The sequence below is a fragment of the Arthrobacter sp. TMN-49 genome, from assembly GCF_054511095.1.
This window is the reverse complement of record NZ_JBTNDH010000030.1, coordinates 1-21,501: the sequence shown is the minus strand read 5'-3', so window position 1 is coordinate 21,501 and position 21,501 is coordinate 1. Positions and strand designations below refer to the sequence as shown.

The window sequence follows — 21,501 nt, the reverse complement described above, 5'->3', positions numbered from 1 at the left end:
ACTCACGTTTCTTAGAAAGGACCATCATGAGCAAAGTAGCTCCTGAACTGAAGTATTCCGCTGAGCACGAGTGGATCGCCGTCGACGGTGCCGGCCCCACCACCATTGGCGTCTCCGCCGTCGCCGCCGACGCCCTGGGTGACATTGTGTACGTGGACCTGCCCGAGGTGGGCTCCACTGTCACCGCCGGTGAGAGCTGCGGCGAGATTGAATCAACCAAGTCCGTGTCAGACCTGTACGCACCGGTCACGGGCGAGGTCACCGAGATTAACTCGGCAGCGGCCGACGATCCGGCCCTGATCAACTCCGATCCCTACGGGGCCGGCTGGCTGTTCAAGGTGGCTGTGGAATCCGAGGGCCCGCTACTCAGCGCCGCCGAGTACGCAGCTGCCAATGGAGGCGAACTGTGAGCCGCGCCGACGCCGCAACTGTGGACTATGTCCAGGTGACCTCGGCCAGCCTTGACGCTCCGCTGTCCGCCCTTGACCCGGAAATCGCCGTGGCGATCGACGCCGAACTGTCCCGCCAGCGCGACGGTTTGGAAATGATCGCCTCCGAAAACCACACCGCGGCGGCCGTCATGGCAGCCCAGGGCTCCGTGCTGACCAACAAGTACGCCGAGGGTTACCCGGGACGCCGCTACTACGGCGGCTGCGAGCATGTTGATGTCATTGAGCAGTTGGCCATCGACAGAGTCAAGGACCTTTTCGGGGCTGGCTTCGCCAACGTCCAGCCACACTCGGGCGCCCAGGCGAACGCCTCCGTCATGCACGCGCTGATCAAGCCGGGCGACACCATCATGGGCCTGAACCTTGCCCACGGCGGGCACCTGACGCACGGCATGCGCATCAACTTCTCCGGCCGGCTCTACAACGTGGTCCCCTACCAGGTTCGCGAAGACACCCACCAGGTGGATATGGCCGAGGTTGAGCGCCTGGCGCTCGAACACAAGCCGGCCCTGATTGTTGCCGGCTGGTCGGCGTACGCCCGCCAGCTGGACTTCGCCGAATTCCGCCGCATCGCGGATCTGGTGGGCGCCTACCTCATGGTGGACATGGCACACTTCGCCGGCTTGGTGGCCGCGGGGCTGCACCCCTCACCGGTGCCGCACGCGCATGTGACCACGTCCACCACGCACAAGACCCTTGCCGGCCCCCGCGGCGGCATCATCTTGAGCAACGACGCCGACATTGCCAAGAAGATCAACTCCGCAGTGTTCCCGGGCCAGCAGGGCGGGCCGCTTGAGCACGTCATCGCCGGCAAGGCTGTGGCCTTCAAGATCGCCGCCTCCGAGGAATTCAAGGAACGCCAGGAACGGGTGCTGCTCGGCGCCCGTCTTCTCGCCGACCGACTGGTCCAGCCGGATGTCGCAGCCAAGGGAATCTCCGTGATTTCCGGTGGTACGGACGTCCACCTGGTTCTGGTGGACCTGCGTAACTGCGAGCTCAACGGCCAGGAAGCCGAGGACAGGCTGGCCGCCATTGACATCACTGTCAACCGCAACGCCGTCCCATTCGATCCGCGCCCGCCCATGGTCACCTCCGGCCTACGCATCGGCACCCCGGCCTTGGCTACGCGCGGTTTCGGCGAGGCTGCGTTTGCTGAAGTGGCGGACATCATTGCCGAGGCGCTGCTGGCCGACGCTGACGCGGATTTGTCCGGCTTGCGCACCCGGGTTGATGCGCTTGCAGCAGCCCACCCGCTCTACCCGTCAGTGGCAGATCTGTCCTAGGCGGTACAGTTGCTCCCTGCGGTGGCCGCCATTGACGGCTGTCACCGCAGGGAATCGGCCGGGCACCCGTCAAGGTGTGCCCGGCCCTCCGCCAGGTTTCACTGGCGGAAGGAATTTAGTCATTAGTGAGGGACTCACATGTCCGTTGGTGTTTTTGATTTGTTCTCGGTGGGCATTGGTCCCTCGAGCTCACATACTGTTGGGCCGATGCGGGCGGCCGCTGCTTTTGTCCAGGAACTGTTGGACGCTGAAATCCTGGGGCAGGTTTCCTCGGTCAAGGTCGATTTGTATGGTTCACTTGCCGCCACCGGCCGTGGGCATGGGACCATGACGGCTGTGTTGTTGGGGTTGGAAGGCCGTGAGCCTGAACTGGTCCTGCCCGAAGAGGTCGATTCTCGTCTGGCCGCATTTGCCGCCGGTGATCCCTTGCTGTTGGGTGGCAGTGTGGCGTTGGCCTACGGTGCCGAGGACATCATTTTGCACCCCTTGACCATTCTTCCCCGCCACACGAACGGCATGAAACTGTGTGTCAGCAACGCCGCTGGCACTGTTCTGCACGAGGCCACCTACTTTTCCGTGGGTGGCGGGTTCATCATCCGTGAAGGTGCCGTTGAGGCGGCAGCCGCGGAACTGGAAAGCTCCAAGGAAAAGCTCCCGCACCCTTTCCGTACGGCCGCGGAACTCCTAGCCCACTGCACAGCTATGGGCACAAACTTCAGCGGTGTCATGCTGGCCAACGAGCTGGTGACCCGCACCGAGGAGCAGGTGCGCTCCGGGTTGCTGCACATCCGCGACGTCATGGAGGACTGCAAGAACGCCTCCCTGGCCCGGACAGGACTTTTGCCCGGTGGTTTGAATGTTCGACGCCGGGCGCCGGACTGGTATGCCCGGCTCCGCTCGGAAGATCCGGACCGGGACCCGAAGTTCTGGCAGGAATGGGTGAACCTGGTGGCTTTGGCCGTGAATGAGGAAAACGCCTCCGGGGGCCGGGTGGTCACTGCCCCCACCAACGGGGCCGCCGGCATCATCCCGGCCGTCATGTTCTACGCCACCCACTACACAGCAGGGATGCGGGACGCGCCTCAGGAAGCCATCGACGCCGTCGTGGTTAAATTCCTGCTCGCCTCAGCAGCCGTGGGTGTCCTTTACAAGGAACAAGCCTCCATCTCCGGTGCGGAAGTGGGCTGCCAGGGCGAGGTCGGTTCGGCCTCCTCCATGGCTGCCGCGGGGCTGGCCGAGGTCATGGGCGGCACGCCGGAACAAGTGGAAAACGCGGCCGAGATTGCCATGGAACACAACTTGGGCCTGACCTGCGACCCCATCGGCGGGCTGGTGCAGATCCCTTGCATTGAACGCAACGCCATTGCCGCAGCAAAAGCCATCAACGCGGCCAAAATGGCGCTCTGGGGCGACGGCCAGCACCGCGTCTCCCTGGACGAGGTCATCGTCACCATGCGCGAGACAGGACGCGACATGTCCTCCAAATATAAGGAAACAGCCATGGGCGGCCTCGCCGTCAACGTCGTGGAATGCTAGCACCGGCGAACGTGCGAGTTCTGCGTGCCGTGGCCCTTGAATGATGCGCCACTGTGCAAGTGGCGCATCATTCACAGGCCACCATGCGCAGGCGTCAAACACAACCCGCGGCAACCGGCACAGGTAAACAGTATGAAGGAGAATTGACATGACGTTGGCACCTGAGGGACGCAAGTTGTTGCGTATTGAGCAGCGGAATGCTGCTGTGCCGGTGGAGCGGAAGCCTGAGTGGATGAAGGCTAAGGTCTCCATGGGTCCGGAGTACATTGCCATGAAGAATCTGGTCAAGGGTGAGGGGCTGCATACTGTCTGTGAAGAGGCTGGCTGTCCTAACATTTTTGAGTGCTGGGAAGATCGTGAGGCGACGTTCCTGATTGGTGGTTCCGAGTGCACTCGGCGTTGTGATTTCTGCCAGATTGATACGGGCAAGCCCTCACCGATCGACAGGTTTGAGCCGACCAAGGTGGCTAGGTCCGTGGTGAAAATGAATCTGCGCTACGCGACCGTGACGGGTGTGGCTCGTGACGACCTCGAGGATGAGGGTGTGTGGCTGTATGCCGAGACGGTGCGGAAGATTCATGAGCTGAACCCGACCACGGGGGTGGAGTTGTTGATCCCTGACTTCTCCGGCAAGCCCGAACACATCACAGTGATTTGCGAGTCCAAGCCTGAAGTGTTTGCACACAACGTGGAGACGGTGCCACGGATTTTCAAGCGCATCCGCCCCGCGTTCCGTTACGAACGCTCCCTGGATGTTTTGACGCAGGGCCGGGATTTGGGGATGGTCACTAAGTCCAACCTGATTCTGGGTATGGGCGAGACCCGGGACGAAATCAGTCAGGCCCTGCAGGACTTGCACGACGCCGGCACTGATCTGATCACGATCACCCAGTACCTGCGCCCCTCCGAACGTCACCTGCCGGTGGATCGTTGGGTTAAGCCGCAAGAGTTCCTGGAGCTCTCCGCCGAGGCTGAAGACATCGGGTTCCTGGGTGTCATGTCCGGGCCGCTGGTGCGTTCCTCCTACCGGGCCGGACGTTTGTGGGCCACCGCGATGCGCAAGAAGGGCCGCGACATTCCCGAGCACCTGGCCCACATCGCCGAAGGCATCGAAGATTCCGGCCACACCCGCCAAGAAGCCGCCTCACTCATAGCAGCACAATAGTTACACCCAAGAAAGGGAAGGGTCCGAGGATGTTCCCCCTGCGCCTGGAAATCATCCCCACTATGGACATAGTTCACGCTGCGCTTGCGCAACTGCCCGTCGGCACAACCATCACAGTGACCTGCCTGCCTCAGCACGGTGTGGAACGCACCATGGAAACGGCCGTCACACTGGCTGGGCACGGCTTCAACGTGGTCCCGCATTTGGCGGCCCGCTCCGTTGCCTCCCGTGAACAGCTGGCTGGCATGTTGCGTGAGTGCGCCACCGCCGGAATCACCGAGGTATTCGTTATTGGTGGCGACAAGGGGCAGGCCGCAGGGCCCTACGACTCAAGTGAGATCCTCATGCGTGAGATCGCGCAGCTGAGCGGCAACAGCATCAGGATGGGCGTGGCCGGATATCCGGAGGGGCACCCTGCCATCACGGACGCGCAGCTAGTGAAATCTTTGTTGGCTAAGCAGGAGCTGGCAACCCACGTGGTCACCCAGATGTGTTTTTCGCCGGCCACCATTGCTGACTATATGGCCGACCTGCGCCGAGAGGGCGTGATGCTCCCCGTGTTGGCAGGGGTCGCCGGTGCCGTCCCGCGGGCAAAGCTCCTCCGTCTGGCCACGAAGATCGGTGTGGGCAGTTCGCTGCGGTTCATCAGCGGCAAAGGAGCATTGGGCAGGACACTTCTGGGCGGCAACCGCTACCAAACCGAACAGTTCATCTCGGACTTGGTGAACCTGCCCACTCCGCTGGCTGGTATTCACCTGTACACCTTCAACAGCCTTGGCCCACTGCCCGGCGGGTACATCGAATCCCCTTCGTAGGGTTCGAGGGGGCCAGCGACGCCCTTACTCTCTGTAGTGTTAAGAGCATGGATCTTTCCCTTGTCCCCTATGTGGACTACGCTGCCCTGAGGAAACTAGTCGGCCCAGCAGCGGTGCGCCGCGGGCTCGACTATTCGGTCAATGGGCACGTGCGCAACATCAAGTGGGTCGAGGACCGGCTCGAATTGCAGGGGCGAGTATCCGGCAGTCGTGGAGATGTTTACTCAACCAGCGCCACGTTCTTGGATGAACCTAAGGGCTCAGTTCTGGTTGAAGGTGAATGCAGTTGTCCTGTGGGGTGGAACTGCAAGCACGCGGCGGCCTTGGTGCTGACAACTAACCGCCTCATGGAGGCCGATCACATCGTTAATTCAGCTGTTATTGACTCGCCGGCACAACAAGCCACAACAACCACGGCGAAACCGAAAAAAGAGGCTCCCGTCAAGCCGGCGCCGTGGGAGCAGCAGCTCGAACGGTTACTCCAACCTCCAGCCGTGGAGGCGCCAGCGTTTTGGGGATCACACTGGACAGCAGATACTGCCGGGGCGGCTGCGGTCCCGCTGGCGTTGCAATTTGAGCTGGTCCAGGAACCGCAAGATCCCTACGCCGCCAGGCACGGCTCAAGGAAGAGCGCCACATCACCAAGCTCCAAGACAGCGCAGCAACCACGGGTCAGGCTTGGTGTGCGGCCGGTGATGCGCAGCGATGCTGGCAAGTGGGTTGTCGGCAGCCTCGGCTGGGGCGAGATGACGCGCCTGTATTACATGCAGGGCCTGAACTCGGAGCATAAGAAGTGGCTGCAGGTTTTCTATTCCGTCTATACGGCCGCAAGAACCGGGTATGGCACAGGCAAGTGGCTTTGCCTGGATGATTTCAACTCCCCCCTGCTGTGGAATCTTCTGAGCCAAGCCACCGAGATTGGCATGGAATTTGTCACGTCCAGGAAATCAACAACTGTGACGCGGTTGGCTGGAGCTCAGGTCAGCTCAGACATTGTTTCGCTGGACGACGGCGGCATCCGCTTAGTTCCGCAGGCGATCGCCAACGGCGCCACAGTGGACTCGGCGGCCATCGCCACCCTGGGAACACCTGTCCACGGCCTGTTCTGGTGGGACGGTGGAACTGATCAAACGGCCTTGACACAAAAGAACATCAACTTTGCACCAGTTTCTGAATCCGTTGGGGACGCGCTGAAATCGCTGATCAACTCCCGATCGCCGCTGGAAGTCCCGGCCTCGGGGCGGGACCGTTTCCTGGGCAACTACTACCCGCAGCTGCGCCAGAGCATGGACCTGCGCCCCAGCGACGGGGCCGCGGATTTGCCGGAGATCCGGGACCCCGAACTGGTGCTGACGGCGGTTCACGTGCCCCCGGTCACCGCGACGAAACGTAAGGCTGCCGGTCCCGCACTGGAGTTGCACTGGCACTGGGAGTACGCAGCCGGTGAAACCATCACCAAGTACCCCATGGTGAGTGGCGGAACCGGATACCGCGACGACGCTTTCGAGGCGCGGCTGCTCAAGGTCGTGGCTGAGACGCTAGCAGACTTCCCGGCTGCCACGGGAGAGGCATTCCCCCACAAGCCCAGTCTGCATCCTGGCAGCAACGAGCCCGTGCACTTGAAGGATGTTGCCGCAGCCCGGTTCACTACCGAAGCCCTGCCCGCGCTCGCCGCACTGGAGCACGTGCGCGTGGACACCACAGGCACAGCCCCGGACTATACGGAGCTGACAGGCACCCCGCAGATCGGCATCAGCACCAAGGGAACAGCCGACGGCGACTGGTTTGATTTGGGCGTCTCGGTCACCTTGGACGAGGTGGACATCCCCTTCGGGGAACTGTTCCTGGCCCTGGCCTCGGAGCAGGAGCACCTCATGCTGCCCAACGGTCACTTCTTTGCGCTGGACCAGCCCGAATTTGCGCAACTGCGCAAGCTGATTGAAGAGGCCAGGAGCCTGCAGGAGCCGGGTGAATCCTTGACCATCAGCCGCTACCAGGCTGGCCTGTGGCAGGAGCTGAAGGAACTTTCCACGACGGCCGAACAGGCCTCGGCATGGGAAGAATCCGTCACCGGGCTGCTTGAGCTGGAGGTGGTGTCAGCTGTCCCTGTGCCGGAAACACTGTTGGCCTCGCTACGGCCCTACCAACAGGAGGGCTTCAACTGGTTGGCCTTCCTGTTCAAAAACCGTTTGGGCGGGGTTTTGGCAGATGACATGGGGTTGGGCAAAACGCTGCAAACCCTTGCCCTGATCACCCATGCCAAGGCCACGGCGCCAGCTGGCGCCACAACGAAACCGTTCCTGGTGGTGGCACCCACCTCAGTGGTGTCCAACTGGGAGGCCGAGGCCCGACGCTTTGCCCCAACCCTGAACACCACCGCCGTCACCGATACGCTGCGCAAGAGCGGAAGTGACGCGGCAGCCTTAGTGGACGGGGCCGACGTCGTGGTTACCTCTTACACGCTGTTCCGGCTGGACCACGAGGCCTATGCGAGCCAGGAGTGGGCCGGGCTGATCCTGGACGAGGCCCAATTTGTGAAGAACCACCTGACCAAGGCCAGTCAGGTGGCGCGCGCCTTCCCTGCGCCGTTCAAGCTGGCCATCACCGGAACACCCATGGAAAACAACCTGATGGAGCTGTGGTCGCTGTTCGCCATCACCTCCCCGGGATTGTTCCCCTCGCCAACTCACTTCGCCGACTACTACCGCAAGCCGGTGGAGAAGGAGGGGGATTCGGAGCGGCTGAAGCAGTTGCGACGCCGGATCAGGCCCCTGATCATGCGCCGCACCAAGGACGCTGTGGCCAAGGAACTGCCACCCAAGCAGGAGCAGGTCCTGGAACTGGAGCTGGCGCCGCGGCACCGCACCATTTACCAGCGCCACCTTCAGCTTGAGCGCCAGAAGGTCCTGGGGCTGATCGGTGACATGGACAAGAACCGTTTCGCCATCTTCAAATCCCTGACCACGCTGCGGATGCTCAGCCTGGACGCATCGCTAGTGGATCCGAAGTACGCCAGTGCGCCGTCCAGCAAACTCGATGTCCTGTTCGAGCAGCTCGAAGACGTCGTGGCTGAGGGGCACAGGGCGCTGATCTTTAGCCAGTTCACGTCGTTCCTGGGCAAGGCCAGGGAACGCCTGGACGCCGCCGGGATTGAGTACGCGTACCTGGACGGCAAGACCCGCAAGCGCGGCCAGGTTATTGACGGTTTCAAATCAGGCACTGCCCCGGTGTTCCTCATCAGCCTGAAGTCCGGCGGGTTTGGGTTGAATCTCACCGAAGCGGACTACTGCTTCCTGCTGGATCCGTGGTGGAACCCTGCCACCGAGAACCAGGCCGTGGACCGCACACACAGGATCGGACAGACGAAAAACGTCATGGTGTACCGGCTGGTGGCCAAGGGCACCATCGAGGAAAAGGTCATGGCGCTGAAGGAAAAGAAGGCGAAACTCTTCAGTTCAGTCATGGACGACGACGCCATGTTCTCCTCAGCCATCACCGCTGACGACGTCCGGGGCCTATTTGACGCGTGATGAGGTGGCTGAAGTTTTAGGACGCGAAGCTGCCGATCCTATTGTCGATGAGGATTGCAGACACCCTGCGGCGTCGCCTTGGATAGCGATGGGATTGGTGGGTTTGGTCGTCATGGTGACGTGCTGGTCGTCAGCGCTGCCGGGCATGTGGGTATGGTCATTAGTGTCGTCGTAATGGCGACGCCTATTTTCGGGCACAGGGAATCAAGGTCTGGTCACTTTTCCGGTACGCAGCGGTGGGCTCAGCAGCTTACCTTGAGTGAAGGGCCCGATCACGGTCCAGGGTGGAACGTGGAATTTCGGGGCTTACCCGGTGGTGATAAACCAGTGCGGCAGCGGCCAAAATATTCAGGCTCCAGCCGAGTAGGCTTGGCCACTGTTTGGGGCGGACCAGGATGTCAGCGTTGAGGCGGAACGCGCGCTGCACTGCCTGCTCGTATAACAAGTGGGCGTGCGCTTGCGGTACCCGGCGCAGCCAGTGGGGAACTGTGGAGAGAAGCCGTCCCGGCATCGCTGCGATCGTGCCCAGAATCACAAAACCAGCAAAAATCGGGAATCAGCCACCCGCCAAACCGGCTCGGTGGATACAGGTTGAGTTTGGCCATGCTCAGCCTCGGCGGCCACAAACCGGTGCTTCCCCGACGGAAATGACCCACGGAAAAGTCACAAGAGCCCCATGTTTGCCATATTCAGAATGCCTAGAGGGTAGGTTGGCGGTCGAATCGGCGTCCGTCATCTTTTGACGGTTGTGCTACGAGAATAAGCAGGATTAACGAGCCAATGACGGGAATCGCCGAAAAGAAAAAGAACGGTCCGGGGAAGTTGGCGTCGTGTAGACGACGCCATGTGAGTGCCAGAAGAGGAACCACGGTTGCGAGGAAGAGTAGGGCCGAAACCGCAACCCCGATGACGATGAGAATAGCCGCAGGGGGATATTGGAGAATCCCAGGTTGAGAATAGCCGAGAAGGGTCTGCGTGCCGTTGCCATTGTCGTAATATTCCGCCTGCTTGTTGTTCACGGCCCAGGCGGTTCCGACGATTACACCAATGCCCAGGACGACAGACGGCACGAGTGACAACACGGCGTGGGACAGGGCGACCCACCAGAACTCGCTTCTCGACGCGCGCCCGTGGAAGGCTGTGTACTTGCGGAAGAAGCGACTAATTGCCTGCCCAATTGGGGCACCATATAGCGGTTCCGTGATCTCAGGCGGTTCAGTAGAGATCGTGCTTTGTACGCCGGTCAGGGTACGGGAATCCAGTTCGGGCATCGTCATTTCCTAGGAATTGTATATGGAGAGGCGCGCTCTCCTTGGTAATAATCTCATTAGTCTATCGAATAGATTGGCAAATATCGCGCGATGGTATGGCTAGGCCGAGTCGGTGGTACCGCTGGTTTCAGAGACCCGGGCGTGTCCAGAACATACCGTCGTGGGTTTCTTGTGTTTTGTCTAGTTTTGGTAGGCCGTTTCGGCGCTAAGAGTTAGGCCACCTTGGCACGTTTCTAGTCCATTTGAGCGGTTGGCTATTTCTGAGGGAGTTTTTGACCCGGTAGGACTCAGGCCTCCTGAAGTACCTGTTGGTTCATTGTTGAAGTTCTTGTCTTGAACCTTGGTAGTTCAGGGGGGCGGTGGTCGCCGGGCATGTGGGTGGGTTCAGGGCGGCTGCAAAGTCGTTTAGCTGAAGCGATGCCGGCGTCACGAGCGCGCGAAGCTCCATCGATGCTCTGCACACGCAGTTGCAGCAGATCGCCAGCACGGCCAGCAAGGCACAGACGGATCTGGGCACCAGCGACTCCGACAAGGAGTCTGTTAGAGCACAGGCACAGGATCTGGCTCAGTGTTGAGCAGCAGAAAGCGCCAGTCCGGTTGCCAGGCTGCAGCCCGGGCTCATGGTCTTGGCGGAAACCAGCCAACAGGGGAGGGGTCGGCGTCGCCCTTCTTGAGGCGGTTTAGGAACTTGCCTCCGGCAAGAAAAAGCAGCCCGGCGCCCAACGTCAGGCCCTTGGCCTTCGGGCGAGAGGAACCGAGCAGCAGCACAATCATGATGGTGGGCGATGACCTCATACACGGCAATTCCTTGCGCCAATGGATACAACTCTCCATCGACGTGTGCCAGGGAAAGCCGTACTGTGATGTCACTGCTTGACGTGCAAGGAGTAAGCGAAGAGGCGGATGGTGTGGCGGATTTTCAAGGGGCCGATGTTGCCGAGCTGCGTGAGTTTGCGCGGGAACTCAACAAGGCTGCAGAGAGACTCACACAATCGAACACTGTGCTCTCCCAGCACATTGGTCAAGGCAGGGGTTGGCAGGGGCCAGACGCCCAAAGATTCCGGGGACAGTGGTCCTCCCGGCTCCGCCCCACACTGATTAAAGTTGCAGCCGGGCTGGTTACAGCTGGCAATGAACTGCGGGTTCAGGCACAGGAGCAAGAAACAGCCAGCGCGGATGCAGGCGGGTCGGCCTCTGTTTCGGCAGGCGAAGCTGGCACCGGAACCGATCATTCAAAGCCACGGTATGGGGATAAGGGGCAGGCGGACCTCAGTCAGGGCGAACTTGACGCGCTCAAGGAGCTGACGGAGAAGGCTTCTGACTCCAACAACGTATTCCTGGGCAATGACAAGGATGTGGAGAAGCTGCGCGAGGCGTTGGAAAAACTCAGCCCGGCTGAGCTTGACCAGTTCCTGGAATCACTCTCGGATAAGGATTTGCACAAACTTGCCGAAGCAATAGCTGGCGATGGCAAGGGCCTGTTCAACGCCCAGGGAACAACACCCTTTGAGCGGCAGCGGCTGCTGGACCAGTTGTTGTCCAAAGCATCACCGGAGCAAGTGGCGCGCATCAAGGAACAGTTCCCGTGGGCGCAACCCAACGGTGTGGCTCACGGCGACGGTGCCCGTGAAGGCGGTGCGAGCGGGGATGATTCACAACAGTGGATGAATCCCTCCGGGCCGGTGGTGGGCGATAATCCCAGCAAGAACGACATCAAGCAGGGCGGCTATGGTGATTGCGTTGTCTTGGCCGGGGCAGGCGCGCTGGTGGTCAATGATCCCCAATGGGTGGCGGAGCATGTTGTTGACAACGGCAACGGGACAGTTTCAGTCAAGCTGTATGACGAAGACCGTAAGCCTCAATGGGTGACCGTCACCGACGATGTTCCGGCAAATGACAAGGGCACGGAGAAGGGTGCCCGGCCTGGCGGCAACGGCAACTGGCCAGCCTACGTTGAAAAGGCGCTGACACAGGTGTACGGGGAAGATATAGATCAAGACGGCACCAACAATGACGGCGTCAAGGACCAGGTCTACGGCCCCGGAGAATACCGGGCGATTGAAGGAAACTATGGCCCGGATGCCTTGAAGTACCTGACCGGAAATGACGTTTCGCAGACTACGGATTCCACGCAATTGTGGGAGGCTGTTGAGAATGGTCAATCTGCCATTGTGACCACCCAATCCAAGCTGCCCGACGGCGCTCCTGACGGGTACATCGCAGGCCATGCCTTTACTGTTGAGGGAATGGACGCAGACGGAAACATTGTCCTGCAAAACCCGTGGGGGCCCGAGAGAACCAAGGTAACGATGACGCCCAAGCAGTTTGAGGACATGTTCAACGATGCAAGTGTGATTGCTCCATGAACATGGCAACAGCCCTGACACTGCGTGCAGTGTTGGCTGCAGGCCTGCTGGGCCTGACCGCCTGCACGGGCGCCCCCGGCACAACGCCCACCACAGACATTAAGGATTCCCCCATGACCACAACCCCCAGCTGCACTGGCGTTGGAAGCTACCGTGTGGTCCCCTCTGCCGTGGGGCCAATCCCCGGGTTGCCCCAGTCCGCCAAGGGGGCCCGATTCACACCCAACATCGGCCTGGCTGGAACGGACATTGACTCTGCCGTCCCCACGGTCAATCTGGTTGTGTGGGCCGAAGAGCCCAAGCCGTCGATTGATGAAACCTTCAAGGGCCTGGCCATGGGAGATGAAGTCACGTTTAGGGGGTACACGCTGAAGATCAGCTCAATCTGCGTCGACAGTGCACAGTTTGAACTGACCTCTCAACAGGAATAACCACCGGATCCTCGTTGCGCAAAGATGTCGCCGCCGTCGGACATTACCCACGTTCGACGGCGGCACTGGGCCGCAGTGCCCCGGGTGCGGCTGCGCGGTAAAGTAGGGGCGGGTGTTTTTCCTGCCCCGACTCTCCGCAACAAAGGACCACACCCATGAGCTTGATCCGTCTCAACGACGTCAGCGTCCGCTTCGACAAGGTCCAGGTGCTGCGCGAGGCGTTCTTTAAGCTTGAAGCCGGAGACCGGGTGGGTATGATCGGCAAGAACGGCTCCGGAAAATCCACCCTCCTCAAGCTCGTGATGGACCAGGTTGAGCCCGATACCGGCACTGTCAGCGTGGAACTGGGCACCAAGATTGGTTACTTCTCCCAGTTCTCCGAGCTGAACGGCGCCTCCACCATCCTCGAGGTGCTCGAAGAGCTCTTTGCCCATGTCAAGGACATTGAAGCGGAACTGGCCGGCATCGACGCAGCCATCGCCACGGATCCTTCCGCGGATGAGCTCGACCGCTTGATCCACCGCCAGTCCGAGCTTTTCGATGACATGGACCGGTTGGACGGCTGGGACTACAAGCGCAACATCGACAAGGTGCTGACAACCCTCAGCTTCAGTGAGACCCACCGCGTTGCAGCCATCGACGACCTTTCCGGCGGCTGGCGCAACCGTGCCGCCCTAGCGAAAATCCTGCTCGAAGCACCCGATGTCCTGCTTCTTGATGAGCCCACCAACTACCTTGACGTGGCGGGTGTGGAATGGCTTGAAGGCTGGTTTAAGAACTTCAAGGGCGCGGCGATCATTGTCTCCCACGATAGGAAGTTCCTTGACTCGGTGGTCAACCGCATCATCGAGCTGGAGAACTTCCATCTGCACGAGTACCCCGGCAACTTTGCCGAATACGTGGTGGCCAAACAGTTCAGGTTGAAGACGCTGGAAAGCCAGTTCATGCACGAATCCGAGCTGCTGGCGTTTGAGGCCGAGGGGATCTCCGACCGCCGCGAGGCAACCAAGGCTGCGTCCAAGGGGTTGGATTCAAAGCTCTCCAAAATCAAGAAGTCCCGTGCGCCGCGGCCCGTGGACAAGATCATCACCGAGATTTACGGTGGCCTGCACGTCAAGGACGTGTTGTGCCGGGTGGAATCACTCACCAAGTCGTACGGGGACCGCACTTTGTTCAACGACCTCAGCTTTGAGATTCGCCGCGGCAACAGGATTGTGGTGCTGGGTTCCAACGGCTCCGGTAAGTCAACACTTTTGCGCGCTTTGACCGGTGAAGAAGCTGCCGATTCTGGCTATGTCACCTGGGCCAAGGGCGGCGGGCTGGTCTCTTACAACCAGCTACTGGAGGAACTCGACCCGGATGACACTGTTACGCACGCCGTCAACGCCATGCCGGACAGCCTTGCCCTGACAGCCACCAAGAAGTCAGTGAACAGGTTCCTTACCATGTTCCAGTTCTCCGAGGCAGATCTCAAGCAGCGCATTGGCAATCTCTCCGGTGGTCAGCGAGCCCGCGTTGCCATGGCCCAGTGCCTGCTGTCAGGTGCCTCAGTATTGGTCCTCGATGAGCCCACCAACCACTTGGACATGTCCAGCACGCAGGTCATGGAGCGGGCCTTGTTGCACTTCCCCGGCGCTGTCTTGGTAGTCAGCCATGACAGGTTCTTCACCGACAAGATCGCCAACCGGCGGCTAGTGTTTGATGCCCAGAATCCGGGCGTCATCGCCGTCAGCGGCGGCTAGAGTCTGCGCCGGGATACCCGCGCCGAACTTGCCCGGCTTGGCAGGCCACCACACGCGGTTGCCAAAGTCGTAGCTCAAGGCTGGAACCAGCAAGGTGCGCACAATCGCTGTGTCGAGCAGCACGCCAAACGCCACGATGAACGCCAGCTGCACCAGAAACAACAGCGGAATGATGCCCAAGGCCGCGAACGTCGCGGCCAGCACCACGCCGGCGGAGGTGATGACCCCGCCGGTCTTGCCCAAACCACGCAACACACCGGCGCGCGTGCCCATCAGCAGTGACTCTTCACGGACCCGCGTCATGAGGAAGATGTTGTAGTCAACTCCCAGCGCCACCAAGAACACGAAGCCAAACAGTGGGACGGTGGCGTCCGCGCCGGGGAAGCCGAACACGTGGTTGAACACTAGCGCCGAGACGCCCATCGTTGCCCCATAGGACAGCACCACTGTGCCAATCAGCAGCAGCGGGGCCACCACTGAACGGAGCAGTACAATCAGGACCATGAGAATGACCAGTAGTACCAGCGGCACAATCTTCTTCAGGTCGCTTTGTGCTGTGACGTTTGTGTCCAGGGCAATCGCCGACACGCCGCCCACCAAAACGCTGGCATCAACGACCGGCAACGTGTCACGGAGTTCCACCACCACCTGCTCGGCAGCTTCTGAATCCGCCTGATCCTTCAACGTGGCATTGATCAGCACGCGCCCGTCCTTGACCACGGGTTCGGCGGCGGGTTGGCGGCTACCGGTGTAGAGGCTGGCCTCGGTGATGCCGTCGGTTCCTTCCGCTGCGGCCAGGACTTGATCCTTGCTGCCTTGACCGGCAATGATCAGCACCGGGCTGCCGCTGCCGCCGTCAAAGTGCTCCGCCAGGGCCCGCTGGCCGTCAACGGCGTTGCTTTGGCCCAGAATGACCTCGGTCTGGGAGACACCGTTGGCCTGCAACTGCAAAATTCCGGTGCTGGCGGCAAGCAGCAACACCAAGGTGACCGCCCAGGTCATGCGCGGTCTGCGGGCAATCAGCAGCCCAATGCTGCGCCACAGCCCGCCAATCCCGGCCAGGCCGCGGGCAACGTCGATGTCGTTTGCCGCAGCCACCCCGGTACTGGCAAAGGCCTCATGCTTGTGCGCGTGTTCCACCTTCGGCTTGAAGGGCCAGAATGATCCTCGGCCGAAGGCCACCAGCAGTGCGGGCAGGAACGTCAGCGCGGCCAACAAGGAGAACAAAATCCCTATCGCAGCGATTGGGCCCAGGCTGCGATTGGAGTTCAGATCCGAGAACAAAAGGCAGAGCATGGCCAAAATGACTGTGGAACCGGAGGCGACGATGGGTTCCCAGGCGCCGCGCAGTGCACCCCACATGGCCGACCACTTTGAATCGACCTGGTGCAGGGCTTCGCGGAACCGAGCCACCAGGAGCAGCGAGTAGTCGGTGGCCGCGCCAATCACCAGGATGGAAAGGATGCCCTGGCTTTGGCCGCTGAGTTTGATCCAGTCCCAGCTGGCCATGTAGTAGATGACCAGGATCGAGGCGCAGAGTGCCACCACCGAGGTGAAAAGGACCAAAACTGGCAACACCACCGAGCGGTACACAACCAGCAAAATAACAAACACCGCTAAAAGCGCCACCAGCAACAAGAGCCCGTCAATGCCACCAAAGGCACTGACTAGATCGGCGGTGAGGCCCGCCGGTCCAGTGACATAGACGCTCATACCGGCAGGAGCTGAAGCTGCCAGCACCTCCCGCAAATTCTCAACAACAGTTTTTAGTTCACCGGTTTCGGCGACGGGTACCAAGAACTCGACAGCAAGCTTGTCCGCAGAGGGAATGGGCCCGGCGATGGTGGTGGTGGCCGGGGGAGTAGGCTGTTGCACTCCGCCAACTGCGCTCAACTTATTGGACAAGGCAGCGATTTCCCCAAGCTGGGCCGGAGTCACTGGCACATCGCTAGTGAGCAGCACCACCGCAGGAATAGCGCTGGTGTCCACGAACCGCAGCTGCCAGTCTCGCGCAACAGTCGATTCTGCGTTGGCGGGAAGGAAGCTTGCCTGATCGTTGCTGGAGACATCGGAGATTTTCCCGAACGTGGGCCCGCCCAGCCCCGCAACTAAGAGCCAGGCAACAATCAAAACTGCAGGCAGCGTCAGTCTGAGCCAACGCTTCGGGGACCAGTCATGAGGATTCATAGCTACCACAATACTTCCATAATGAAGAGATTTGATAGTGGAGATACTTTTTTAACCAGTGGGTGACAAATAGGGGGATGATTGGTCTCATGAAGTCTCCTCAGCCCCATACCGAACTATTCACAGTGATGCGCGAGTTCACGCTTGAATCTGATCGCTATGTTGAGCGGGTTGCTTCTTTGCACGGCCTGCACCGCACCGACCTGAACGCCCTCGGTTTTTTGGTTCGCCCCAGCCGTGAAGGTAAAACCATGACCCCGGGCAAGCTGGGCGAGGCACTCAACCTCAGCTCACCTGCCACCACAGCATTGGTGGACCGGCTGGAACGTTCGGGGCATGTTGTCCGCCAGCGCGACCAAGCGGATCGCCGACAAATTCAGCTCGCCATGACTGAACACGCCAGAAACGTTGGCCGCACCTTGTTCCTTCCCCTTGCCATGGAACTGAGCGGGGCAGTAGAAAACTACACGCCGGAGGAGTTGGATCTGGTGGAGCGGTTCTTGCGTGACATGACGTCGGCCACTGCCACGGCCATGGAGAACCTCAAAGCCCCTGAAGTACCCATGGTGCCAGCGGCAGCAGACGCGAAGGATGCCCCTGCCCCGACGGGGCGATAGCTCCCTCACCCGGTGTCCTGAGTGTGCCAAGCAGGGGTGTGCGGCAACTGATCGAGTGGGGCATGGGTAGGCTGGGTTACACATCAACGTCAGGGACACAATGATTCGTCGCGTCACAGTTTTGCTGCTTACCGTCAGCCTTGCCCTCGGTGGCGTGGCTTGTTCGGCTCAGGACGACGGTAGCTCCACCGCCGAAGCCCTCGCCAAGGCCCTGTCCGCCCACACGGTGGGGGACCTCAGCTTTGACAAGCCTGCCGAGGAGGTCCAGAAGGAATTGACGGAGCTTTCCTCAAGCATCGACCCGGTGTGGCCCACTGTCAGCGTGTCCGGCGTCGAGATCAAGGACGACATTGCCCGGGTTTCCCTGAACTACTCCTGGGACATCCCCAAACTTGCCAAGCCGTGGACGTATTCAACGGGGGCGGAGATGAAACGTAGCGGCAATGCCTGGACCGTGACGTGGACCCCGGAAATGGTGGAGCCCAAGCTTGCCGCCGGTGAACGGTTCAAGCTCACCACCACATACGGGCAGCGTGCGAGCATTCTCGCCGCCGATGGCCAGGCCATCGTCAAGGACCGCCCCGTCAAAATTGTTGGCATCAACAAGGATGGCTTGAGTGACGCCGCCGCGCAAGCATCGGCGAAAGCGCTCGCGGCAGTGCTGGACATTGACGCCGCGGGCTATGTTGCCAAGGTCAAGGCCTACGGCCCGGTGGCGTTCGTGGACGCCGTTACCTTGCGTGAGGATGCGTTCAACGCCTTGAATCATGACAAGCTCAACGCCATCGACGGTATCCTTGCCACGCCCGCCACCTTGCCGTTGGCCCCGTCGCGAACCTTCGCCTCGGCCATCCTGGGCACAGTTCATGAAGCCACGGCCGAGGATATTGAAATGTCCGAAGGTGCTGTGGTTGCCGGCCAGATTGTGGGTTCCGGCGGGCTGCAGGGGTCCTTTGACGCGCAGCTTTCCGGCACCCCGGGTGTCACAGTCACTGCCAGTGCCCCAGCCGTTTCCCCGCCAACGGCTGACCCCACGGACGACGCCGGGACGGCACCGGCCGCTGAAAGCGCGCCGGCCACGACCCTCTTCACGGTGGAAGCCACAAGCGGCAAGGACGTCAAGACCACATTGCTGCCGGACCTGCAAACCGCGGCCGAGGACGCATTGGCCGACGTCAAGACGGCTAGTTCCGTTGTGGTGATGCGCCCCTCCACGGGTGCCATTGTGGCTTCCGCCAACGGCCCCGACAGCAAGGGCTACAACACGGCCTTTCTGGGCCAGTACGCTCCCGGGTCAACGTTCAAGATTGCCACCTCACTGGGGCTCTTCCGCTTGGGCATGAACCCGAGCTCCACCGTGAGTTGCACGCCCGAGTTCATCGCCGACGGCAAGAAGTTCCTCAACGCACCGGGCTACGCAGCCGAGGCCACCGGCGAGGTGTCGCTGACCACGGCCGTGGCCCACTCCTGCAACACGGCTTTCGTGTCACAGTTTGAAAAACTATCGCAAGAGAAATTGGCTGATGCGGCCGGCGCCCTCGGCATCGGCATGAGCAATGACCTGGGCCTGGACGCGTATATGGGTGCCGTGCCGCGCGATTCTGCCGGAACCGAGCATGCGGCGTCGCTGATCGGCCAAGGCAAGGTGTTGACATCGCCATTGGCCATGGCGGCGATGATGTCTGCCGTGGTCAAGGGCGCGCCAGTGGCCCCGGTGCTGATTGACGGCCACGACGGCAAGGCCAAGCCCGCCGAAGGCGCTGCCCTGTCTGCCAAGGAGGCCGGCGATCTGCGCACCATGATGCGGGCAGTGGTCACCGATGGCTATCTGGACCTTCTGGCCGATCTTCCCGGGGATGCGGCCATTGGCAAAACAGGAACTGCAGAATATGGCGACGATGTTCCACCGCGCACGCACTCGTGGGTTATCGCCGCCCAGGGTGACATTGCTGTGGCTGTCTTTGTGGAAGACGGTGACCTCGGGGCCGTCACGGGCGGTCCGCTCGCCAAGACCATCTTGGCCGCCGCCGCCGGGAAATAACGTCAAGTTTTCCCGCTGAAGTACGACGGCGAAAGGTGCGGTGGAATGTTTCCCGCACCTCCCGCCGTCGTACTTCACAGGCAGCGGCTTGAGCAGTCTCAAGTGATGTCGCAAGCATTTTTCCCGTAGCCGGTTTAGGGTGGGGGTGGAATGTCAATTGCGGAACAAAATTGTTCCGCCCGGCGGTAAAGGCTGCACAATGAATAGTTCGGACCTTTCCAACGTTAGGTTTACCACCACAAAGATTCGCGAAGGCTACAGCCGAGATGAGGTTGACGCGTTTATCGAGACCGTCCGCGAAACCCTCCAATGCTGGGAGGGCGGCCGTGCGGGCGAACTAAGCTCCGATAGTGTTGCTGCGGCCCGCTTCACTCCCACCAAATTCCGCACCGGATACGACCAAGACGAGGTGGACGATTTCCTTGACGACGTGTCGGCAACCGTGAGCAGCTATGAGTCGGGGCAGGGGCACTGACGGCGGCGCCCGGCCAAGGGCCGGCAGGAGATTTTTGCGGCTTTCCTGATGTTCACGTTCGGGCAGTATCATCGTGGCTGTTCCGCCGTTGAATGCCGGCGCCCTTGAATGAGTCGGGGCGGTCTTCGACGGCCACCCCGGCTCCCACCGGGCCATCACCTGTTTGAAGGAGCCGTGCCCGGTTGAGCAGCCCTGCCGCACTTGCCCGCCGCCTGGGCACTTTTGATGCTGTTGTCATTGGTCTGGGGTCGATGGTCGGGGCCGGCGTATTTGCCGCGTTCACCCCGGCCGCGCAGGCCGCCGGGTCGGGACTGCTGATCGGGCTGCTCGTGGCCGTCGTGGTGGCCTTGTGCAACGCCACCTCGTCAGCGCAGCTGGCCGCGGCCTACCCGAGCTCGGGCGGAAGCTACCTTTACGGCCGTGAGCGGATCGGGCCCTGGGCCGGGTTCGTGGCCGGGTGGGGCTTTGTCATTGGCAAGACAGCCAGCGCCGCGGCAATGGCCATGACCTTTGCCGCCTATGCGGCGCCGGCCGGGTGGGAGCGCCCTGTCGCGATCGCCGCCGTGGTCTTTCTGGCAGGCGTGAATTACCACGGGGTGAGCCGGACGGCCGGGCTGACCCGGATACTGGTGGTGGGAGTCATCTTGTCGTTGGGTCTTGCCGTGGCAGCATGCTGGGGCGGTTCGGCGCCGGACCCGGGAAAAATGCTGGGCGACGGGCTGCTGGCGCGTGGCTGGTACGGAATTCTGCAGTCTGCCGGGCTGTTGTTCTTCGCTTTTGCCGGTTACGCGAGAATAGCGACCATGGGGGAGGAAGTTCGCAACCCCGGGCGCACCATCCCGCGGGCCATTGTGATCGCCCTGACCATCACAGCCGTTGTCTATGCCGTCATCGCTGTCACTCTCTTGGCCGTGTTGGGACCGGGCGGCGTGGCGGGGACACCCACACCTCTGGCCAACGCCGTCGGTTCAGACTCAGGTGCGTGGGCGGGACCCATTGTAGGAATCGGCGCGGCAGCGGCAGCCCTTGGCGCCCTGTTGGGACTCATCGCCGGGCTGGGCCGGACAAGCCTGGCCATGGCCCGCGAACACGACCTGCCACATTGGCTGTCCGCCATCCATCCCCGCCACAAGGTCCCGCACCGGGCCGAAGCCGTGCTGGCCGTGGTCATCTGCGCGGTAATACTGCTCGCTGACCTGCGCGGCGCCATCGGATTCTCTTCGTTTGGCGTACTGATCTACTACCTAGTGGCCAATATTGCAGCATTCACCCAACCGGCCGAGGACCGCCGCTACCCCAAGGTGCTCCAAGTCCTCGGGGCCGCGGCGTGTGTCGTCTTGGTGGCCACACTCCCGCCGCTGTCGGTGGGGGTTGGCCTGGCCATGTTTGCTGTGGGAATCTGCCTGCGGCTGATCCGCCTGCGCGCAACCCGCCCGCCGGAGCGCTGACCCGCAGACCTCTCCGTTGGAATGGCTCGGCGCTGGAACGTGGGGGGGGGGGGGGGGGGGGGGTGGTGTCCCGTCTTAGACATTGTGGAGCTAAAGGTCACGTTCGCTAGGGATGTGGGGGATGTTAACGCTGTCGAGGAAGTCG

15 protein-coding genes and 2 pseudogenes are annotated in these 21,501 nt (G+C 61.3%); 14 read left to right on the top strand and 3 right to left on the bottom strand.

All coding sequences use genetic code 11. From position 1 onward, the window contains the following. The first annotated feature begins 26 nt into the window (after window positions 1–26). The 6 genes from gcvH (at window position 27) to ACX80E_RS13370 (ending at window position 8,778) form a co-directional block, all read left to right on the top strand. The gene (gene gcvH, locus ACX80E_RS13395) at window positions 27–410 is read left to right on the top strand and encodes a glycine cleavage system protein GcvH (RefSeq protein WP_459302496.1); all 384 of its coding nucleotides are present in this window, start codon (window positions 27–29) and stop codon (window positions 408–410) included. After that, a complete protein-coding gene (glyA, locus tag ACX80E_RS13390) occupies window positions 407–1,732 on the top strand; it encodes a serine hydroxymethyltransferase (protein ID WP_459302495.1) in 1,326 nt (441 codons plus the stop codon). The genes gcvH and glyA overlap by 4 nt, the downstream gene beginning before the upstream one ends. A gap of 138 nt (window positions 1,733–1,870) precedes the next feature. After that, on the top strand, window positions 1,871–3,268 hold the full coding sequence (locus ACX80E_RS13385; RefSeq protein ID WP_459302494.1) for an L-serine ammonia-lyase: 1,398 nt from the start codon (window positions 1,871–1,873) through the stop codon (window positions 3,266–3,268). 148 nt (window positions 3,269–3,416) lie between these two features. Continuing rightward, window positions 3,417–4,433, top strand: coding sequence for a lipoyl synthase (lipA, locus tag ACX80E_RS13380; protein WP_459302493.1), 1,017 nt, complete (start codon window positions 3,417–3,419; stop codon window positions 4,431–4,433). Window positions 4,434–4,495: 62 nt separating this feature from the next. Then, complete coding sequence (locus ACX80E_RS13375; protein ID WP_459302492.1) at window positions 4,496–5,248, top strand: methylenetetrahydrofolate reductase; 753 nt, start codon at window positions 4,496–4,498, stop codon at window positions 5,246–5,248. A 47-nt stretch (window positions 5,249–5,295) separates the two neighbouring features. Continuing rightward, window positions 5,296–8,778, top strand: a complete 3,483-nt coding sequence (locus tag ACX80E_RS13370) for a DEAD/DEAH box helicase (protein WP_459302491.1) — start codon at window positions 5,296–5,298, stop codon at window positions 8,776–8,778. A 698-nt stretch (window positions 8,779–9,476) separates the two neighbouring features. Here the strand turns inward: ACX80E_RS13370 and ACX80E_RS13365 are convergent. Continuing rightward, window positions 9,477–10,055 (bottom strand): DUF805 domain-containing protein, encoded by a 579-nt coding sequence (locus ACX80E_RS13365; RefSeq protein ID WP_459302490.1) that lies wholly within the window; start codon window positions 10,053–10,055, stop codon window positions 9,477–9,479. A gap of 612 nt (window positions 10,056–10,667) precedes the next feature. Beyond that, window positions 10,668–10,844, bottom strand: a complete 177-nt coding sequence (locus tag ACX80E_RS13360; protein WP_459302489.1) for a hypothetical protein — start codon at window positions 10,842–10,844, stop codon at window positions 10,668–10,670. A 68-nt stretch (window positions 10,845–10,912) separates the two neighbouring features. Between ACX80E_RS13360 and ACX80E_RS13355 the strand changes: the two genes are divergently transcribed. The 3 genes from ACX80E_RS13355 to ACX80E_RS13345 all read left to right on the top strand — a co-directional run bounded on the left by ACX80E_RS13355 (window position 10,913) and on the right by ACX80E_RS13345 (window position 14,588). Further along, a complete protein-coding gene (locus ACX80E_RS13355) occupies window positions 10,913–12,415 on the top strand; it encodes a C2 family cysteine protease (protein ID WP_459302512.1) in 1,503 nt (500 codons plus the stop codon). Then, window positions 12,412–12,846 carry a hypothetical protein gene (locus ACX80E_RS13350; protein WP_459302488.1) on the top strand — a complete coding sequence of 145 codons (435 nt, stop codon included), beginning with the start codon at window positions 12,412–12,414 and terminating at the stop codon, window positions 12,844–12,846. Before ACX80E_RS13355 ends, ACX80E_RS13350 begins: the two co-directional genes overlap by 4 nt. A 155-nt stretch (window positions 12,847–13,001) precedes the next feature. Continuing rightward, on the top strand, window positions 13,002–14,588 hold the full coding sequence (locus tag ACX80E_RS13345) for an ABC-F family ATP-binding cassette domain-containing protein (RefSeq protein WP_459302487.1): 1,587 nt from the start codon (window positions 13,002–13,004) through the stop codon (window positions 14,586–14,588). Here the strand turns inward: ACX80E_RS13345 and ACX80E_RS13340 are convergent. Then, window positions 14,538–16,775: an MMPL family transporter gene (locus ACX80E_RS13340; protein WP_459302486.1), complete on the bottom strand. Its 2,238-nt coding sequence runs from the start codon at window positions 16,773–16,775 to the stop codon at window positions 14,538–14,540. The two genes, ACX80E_RS13345 and ACX80E_RS13340, sit on opposite strands and share 51 nt — an antisense overlap. Before the next feature lie 89 nt (window positions 16,776–16,864). On the opposite strand from ACX80E_RS13340, the gene ACX80E_RS13335 reads away from it, so the two are divergent. From ACX80E_RS13335 to ACX80E_RS13315, 5 genes and pseudogenes are all read left to right on the top strand, one after another. Next, window positions 16,865–17,392, top strand: a complete 528-nt coding sequence (locus tag ACX80E_RS13335; protein ID WP_459302485.1) for a MarR family winged helix-turn-helix transcriptional regulator — start codon at window positions 16,865–16,867, stop codon at window positions 17,390–17,392. 100 nt (window positions 17,393–17,492) lie between these two features. Next, window positions 17,493–19,433, top strand: coding sequence for a penicillin-binding transpeptidase domain-containing protein (locus tag ACX80E_RS13330; protein WP_459302484.1), 1,941 nt, complete (start codon window positions 17,493–17,495; stop codon window positions 19,431–19,433). Between the two features lie 199 nt (window positions 19,434–19,632). After that, window positions 19,633–19,728: pseudogene (locus ACX80E_RS13325) on the top strand (DivIVA domain-containing protein); the annotation flags it as partial. Continuing rightward, window positions 19,717–19,866, top strand: a pseudogene (locus ACX80E_RS13320) (DivIVA domain-containing protein); the annotation flags it as partial. The pseudogenes ACX80E_RS13325 and ACX80E_RS13320, both read left to right, overlap by 12 nt. A 224-nt stretch (window positions 19,867–20,090) precedes the next feature. Beyond that, the gene (locus tag ACX80E_RS13315; RefSeq protein ID WP_459302483.1) at window positions 20,091–21,356 is read left to right on the top strand and encodes an APC family permease; all 1,266 of its coding nucleotides are present in this window, start codon (window positions 20,091–20,093) and stop codon (window positions 21,354–21,356) included. Window positions 21,357–21,501: the final 145 nt, after the last annotated feature.

Bases quoted from the DNA above. Each gene is read 5' to 3' on its own strand.
- gcvH (WP_459302496.1), top strand. From the start codon at position 27: ATGAGCAAAGTAGCTCCTGAACTGAAGTATTCCGCTGAGCACGAGTGG.
- ACX80E_RS13385 (WP_459302494.1), top strand. From the start codon at position 1,871: ATGTCCGTTGGTGTTTTTGATTTGTTCTCGGTGGGCATTGGTCCCTCG.
- lipA (WP_459302493.1), top strand. From the start codon at position 3,417: ATGACGTTGGCACCTGAGGGACGCAAGTTGTTGCGTATTGAGCAGCGG.
- ACX80E_RS13375 (WP_459302492.1), top strand. From the start codon at position 4,496: ATGGACATAGTTCACGCTGCGCTTGCGCAACTGCCCGTCGGCACAACC.
- ACX80E_RS13370 (WP_459302491.1), top strand. From the start codon at position 5,296: ATGGATCTTTCCCTTGTCCCCTATGTGGACTACGCTGCCCTGAGGAAA.
- ACX80E_RS13365 (WP_459302490.1), bottom strand. From the start codon at position 10,055: ATGACGATGCCCGAACTGGATTCCCGTACCCTGACCGGCGTACAAAGC.
- ACX80E_RS13360 (WP_459302489.1), bottom strand. From the start codon at position 10,844: ATGAGGTCATCGCCCACCATCATGATTGTGCTGCTGCTCGGTTCCTCT.
- ACX80E_RS13355 (WP_459302512.1), top strand. From the start codon at position 10,913: ATGTCACTGCTTGACGTGCAAGGAGTAAGCGAAGAGGCGGATGGTGTG.
- ACX80E_RS13350 (WP_459302488.1), top strand. From the start codon at position 12,412: ATGAACATGGCAACAGCCCTGACACTGCGTGCAGTGTTGGCTGCAGGC.
- ACX80E_RS13345 (WP_459302487.1), top strand. From the start codon at position 13,002: ATGAGCTTGATCCGTCTCAACGACGTCAGCGTCCGCTTCGACAAGGTC.
- ACX80E_RS13340 (WP_459302486.1), bottom strand. From the start codon at position 16,775: ATGAATCCTCATGACTGGTCCCCGAAGCGTTGGCTCAGACTGACGCTG.
- ACX80E_RS13335 (WP_459302485.1), top strand. From the start codon at position 16,865: ATGAAGTCTCCTCAGCCCCATACCGAACTATTCACAGTGATGCGCGAG.
- ACX80E_RS13330 (WP_459302484.1), top strand. From the start codon at position 17,493: ATGATTCGTCGCGTCACAGTTTTGCTGCTTACCGTCAGCCTTGCCCTC.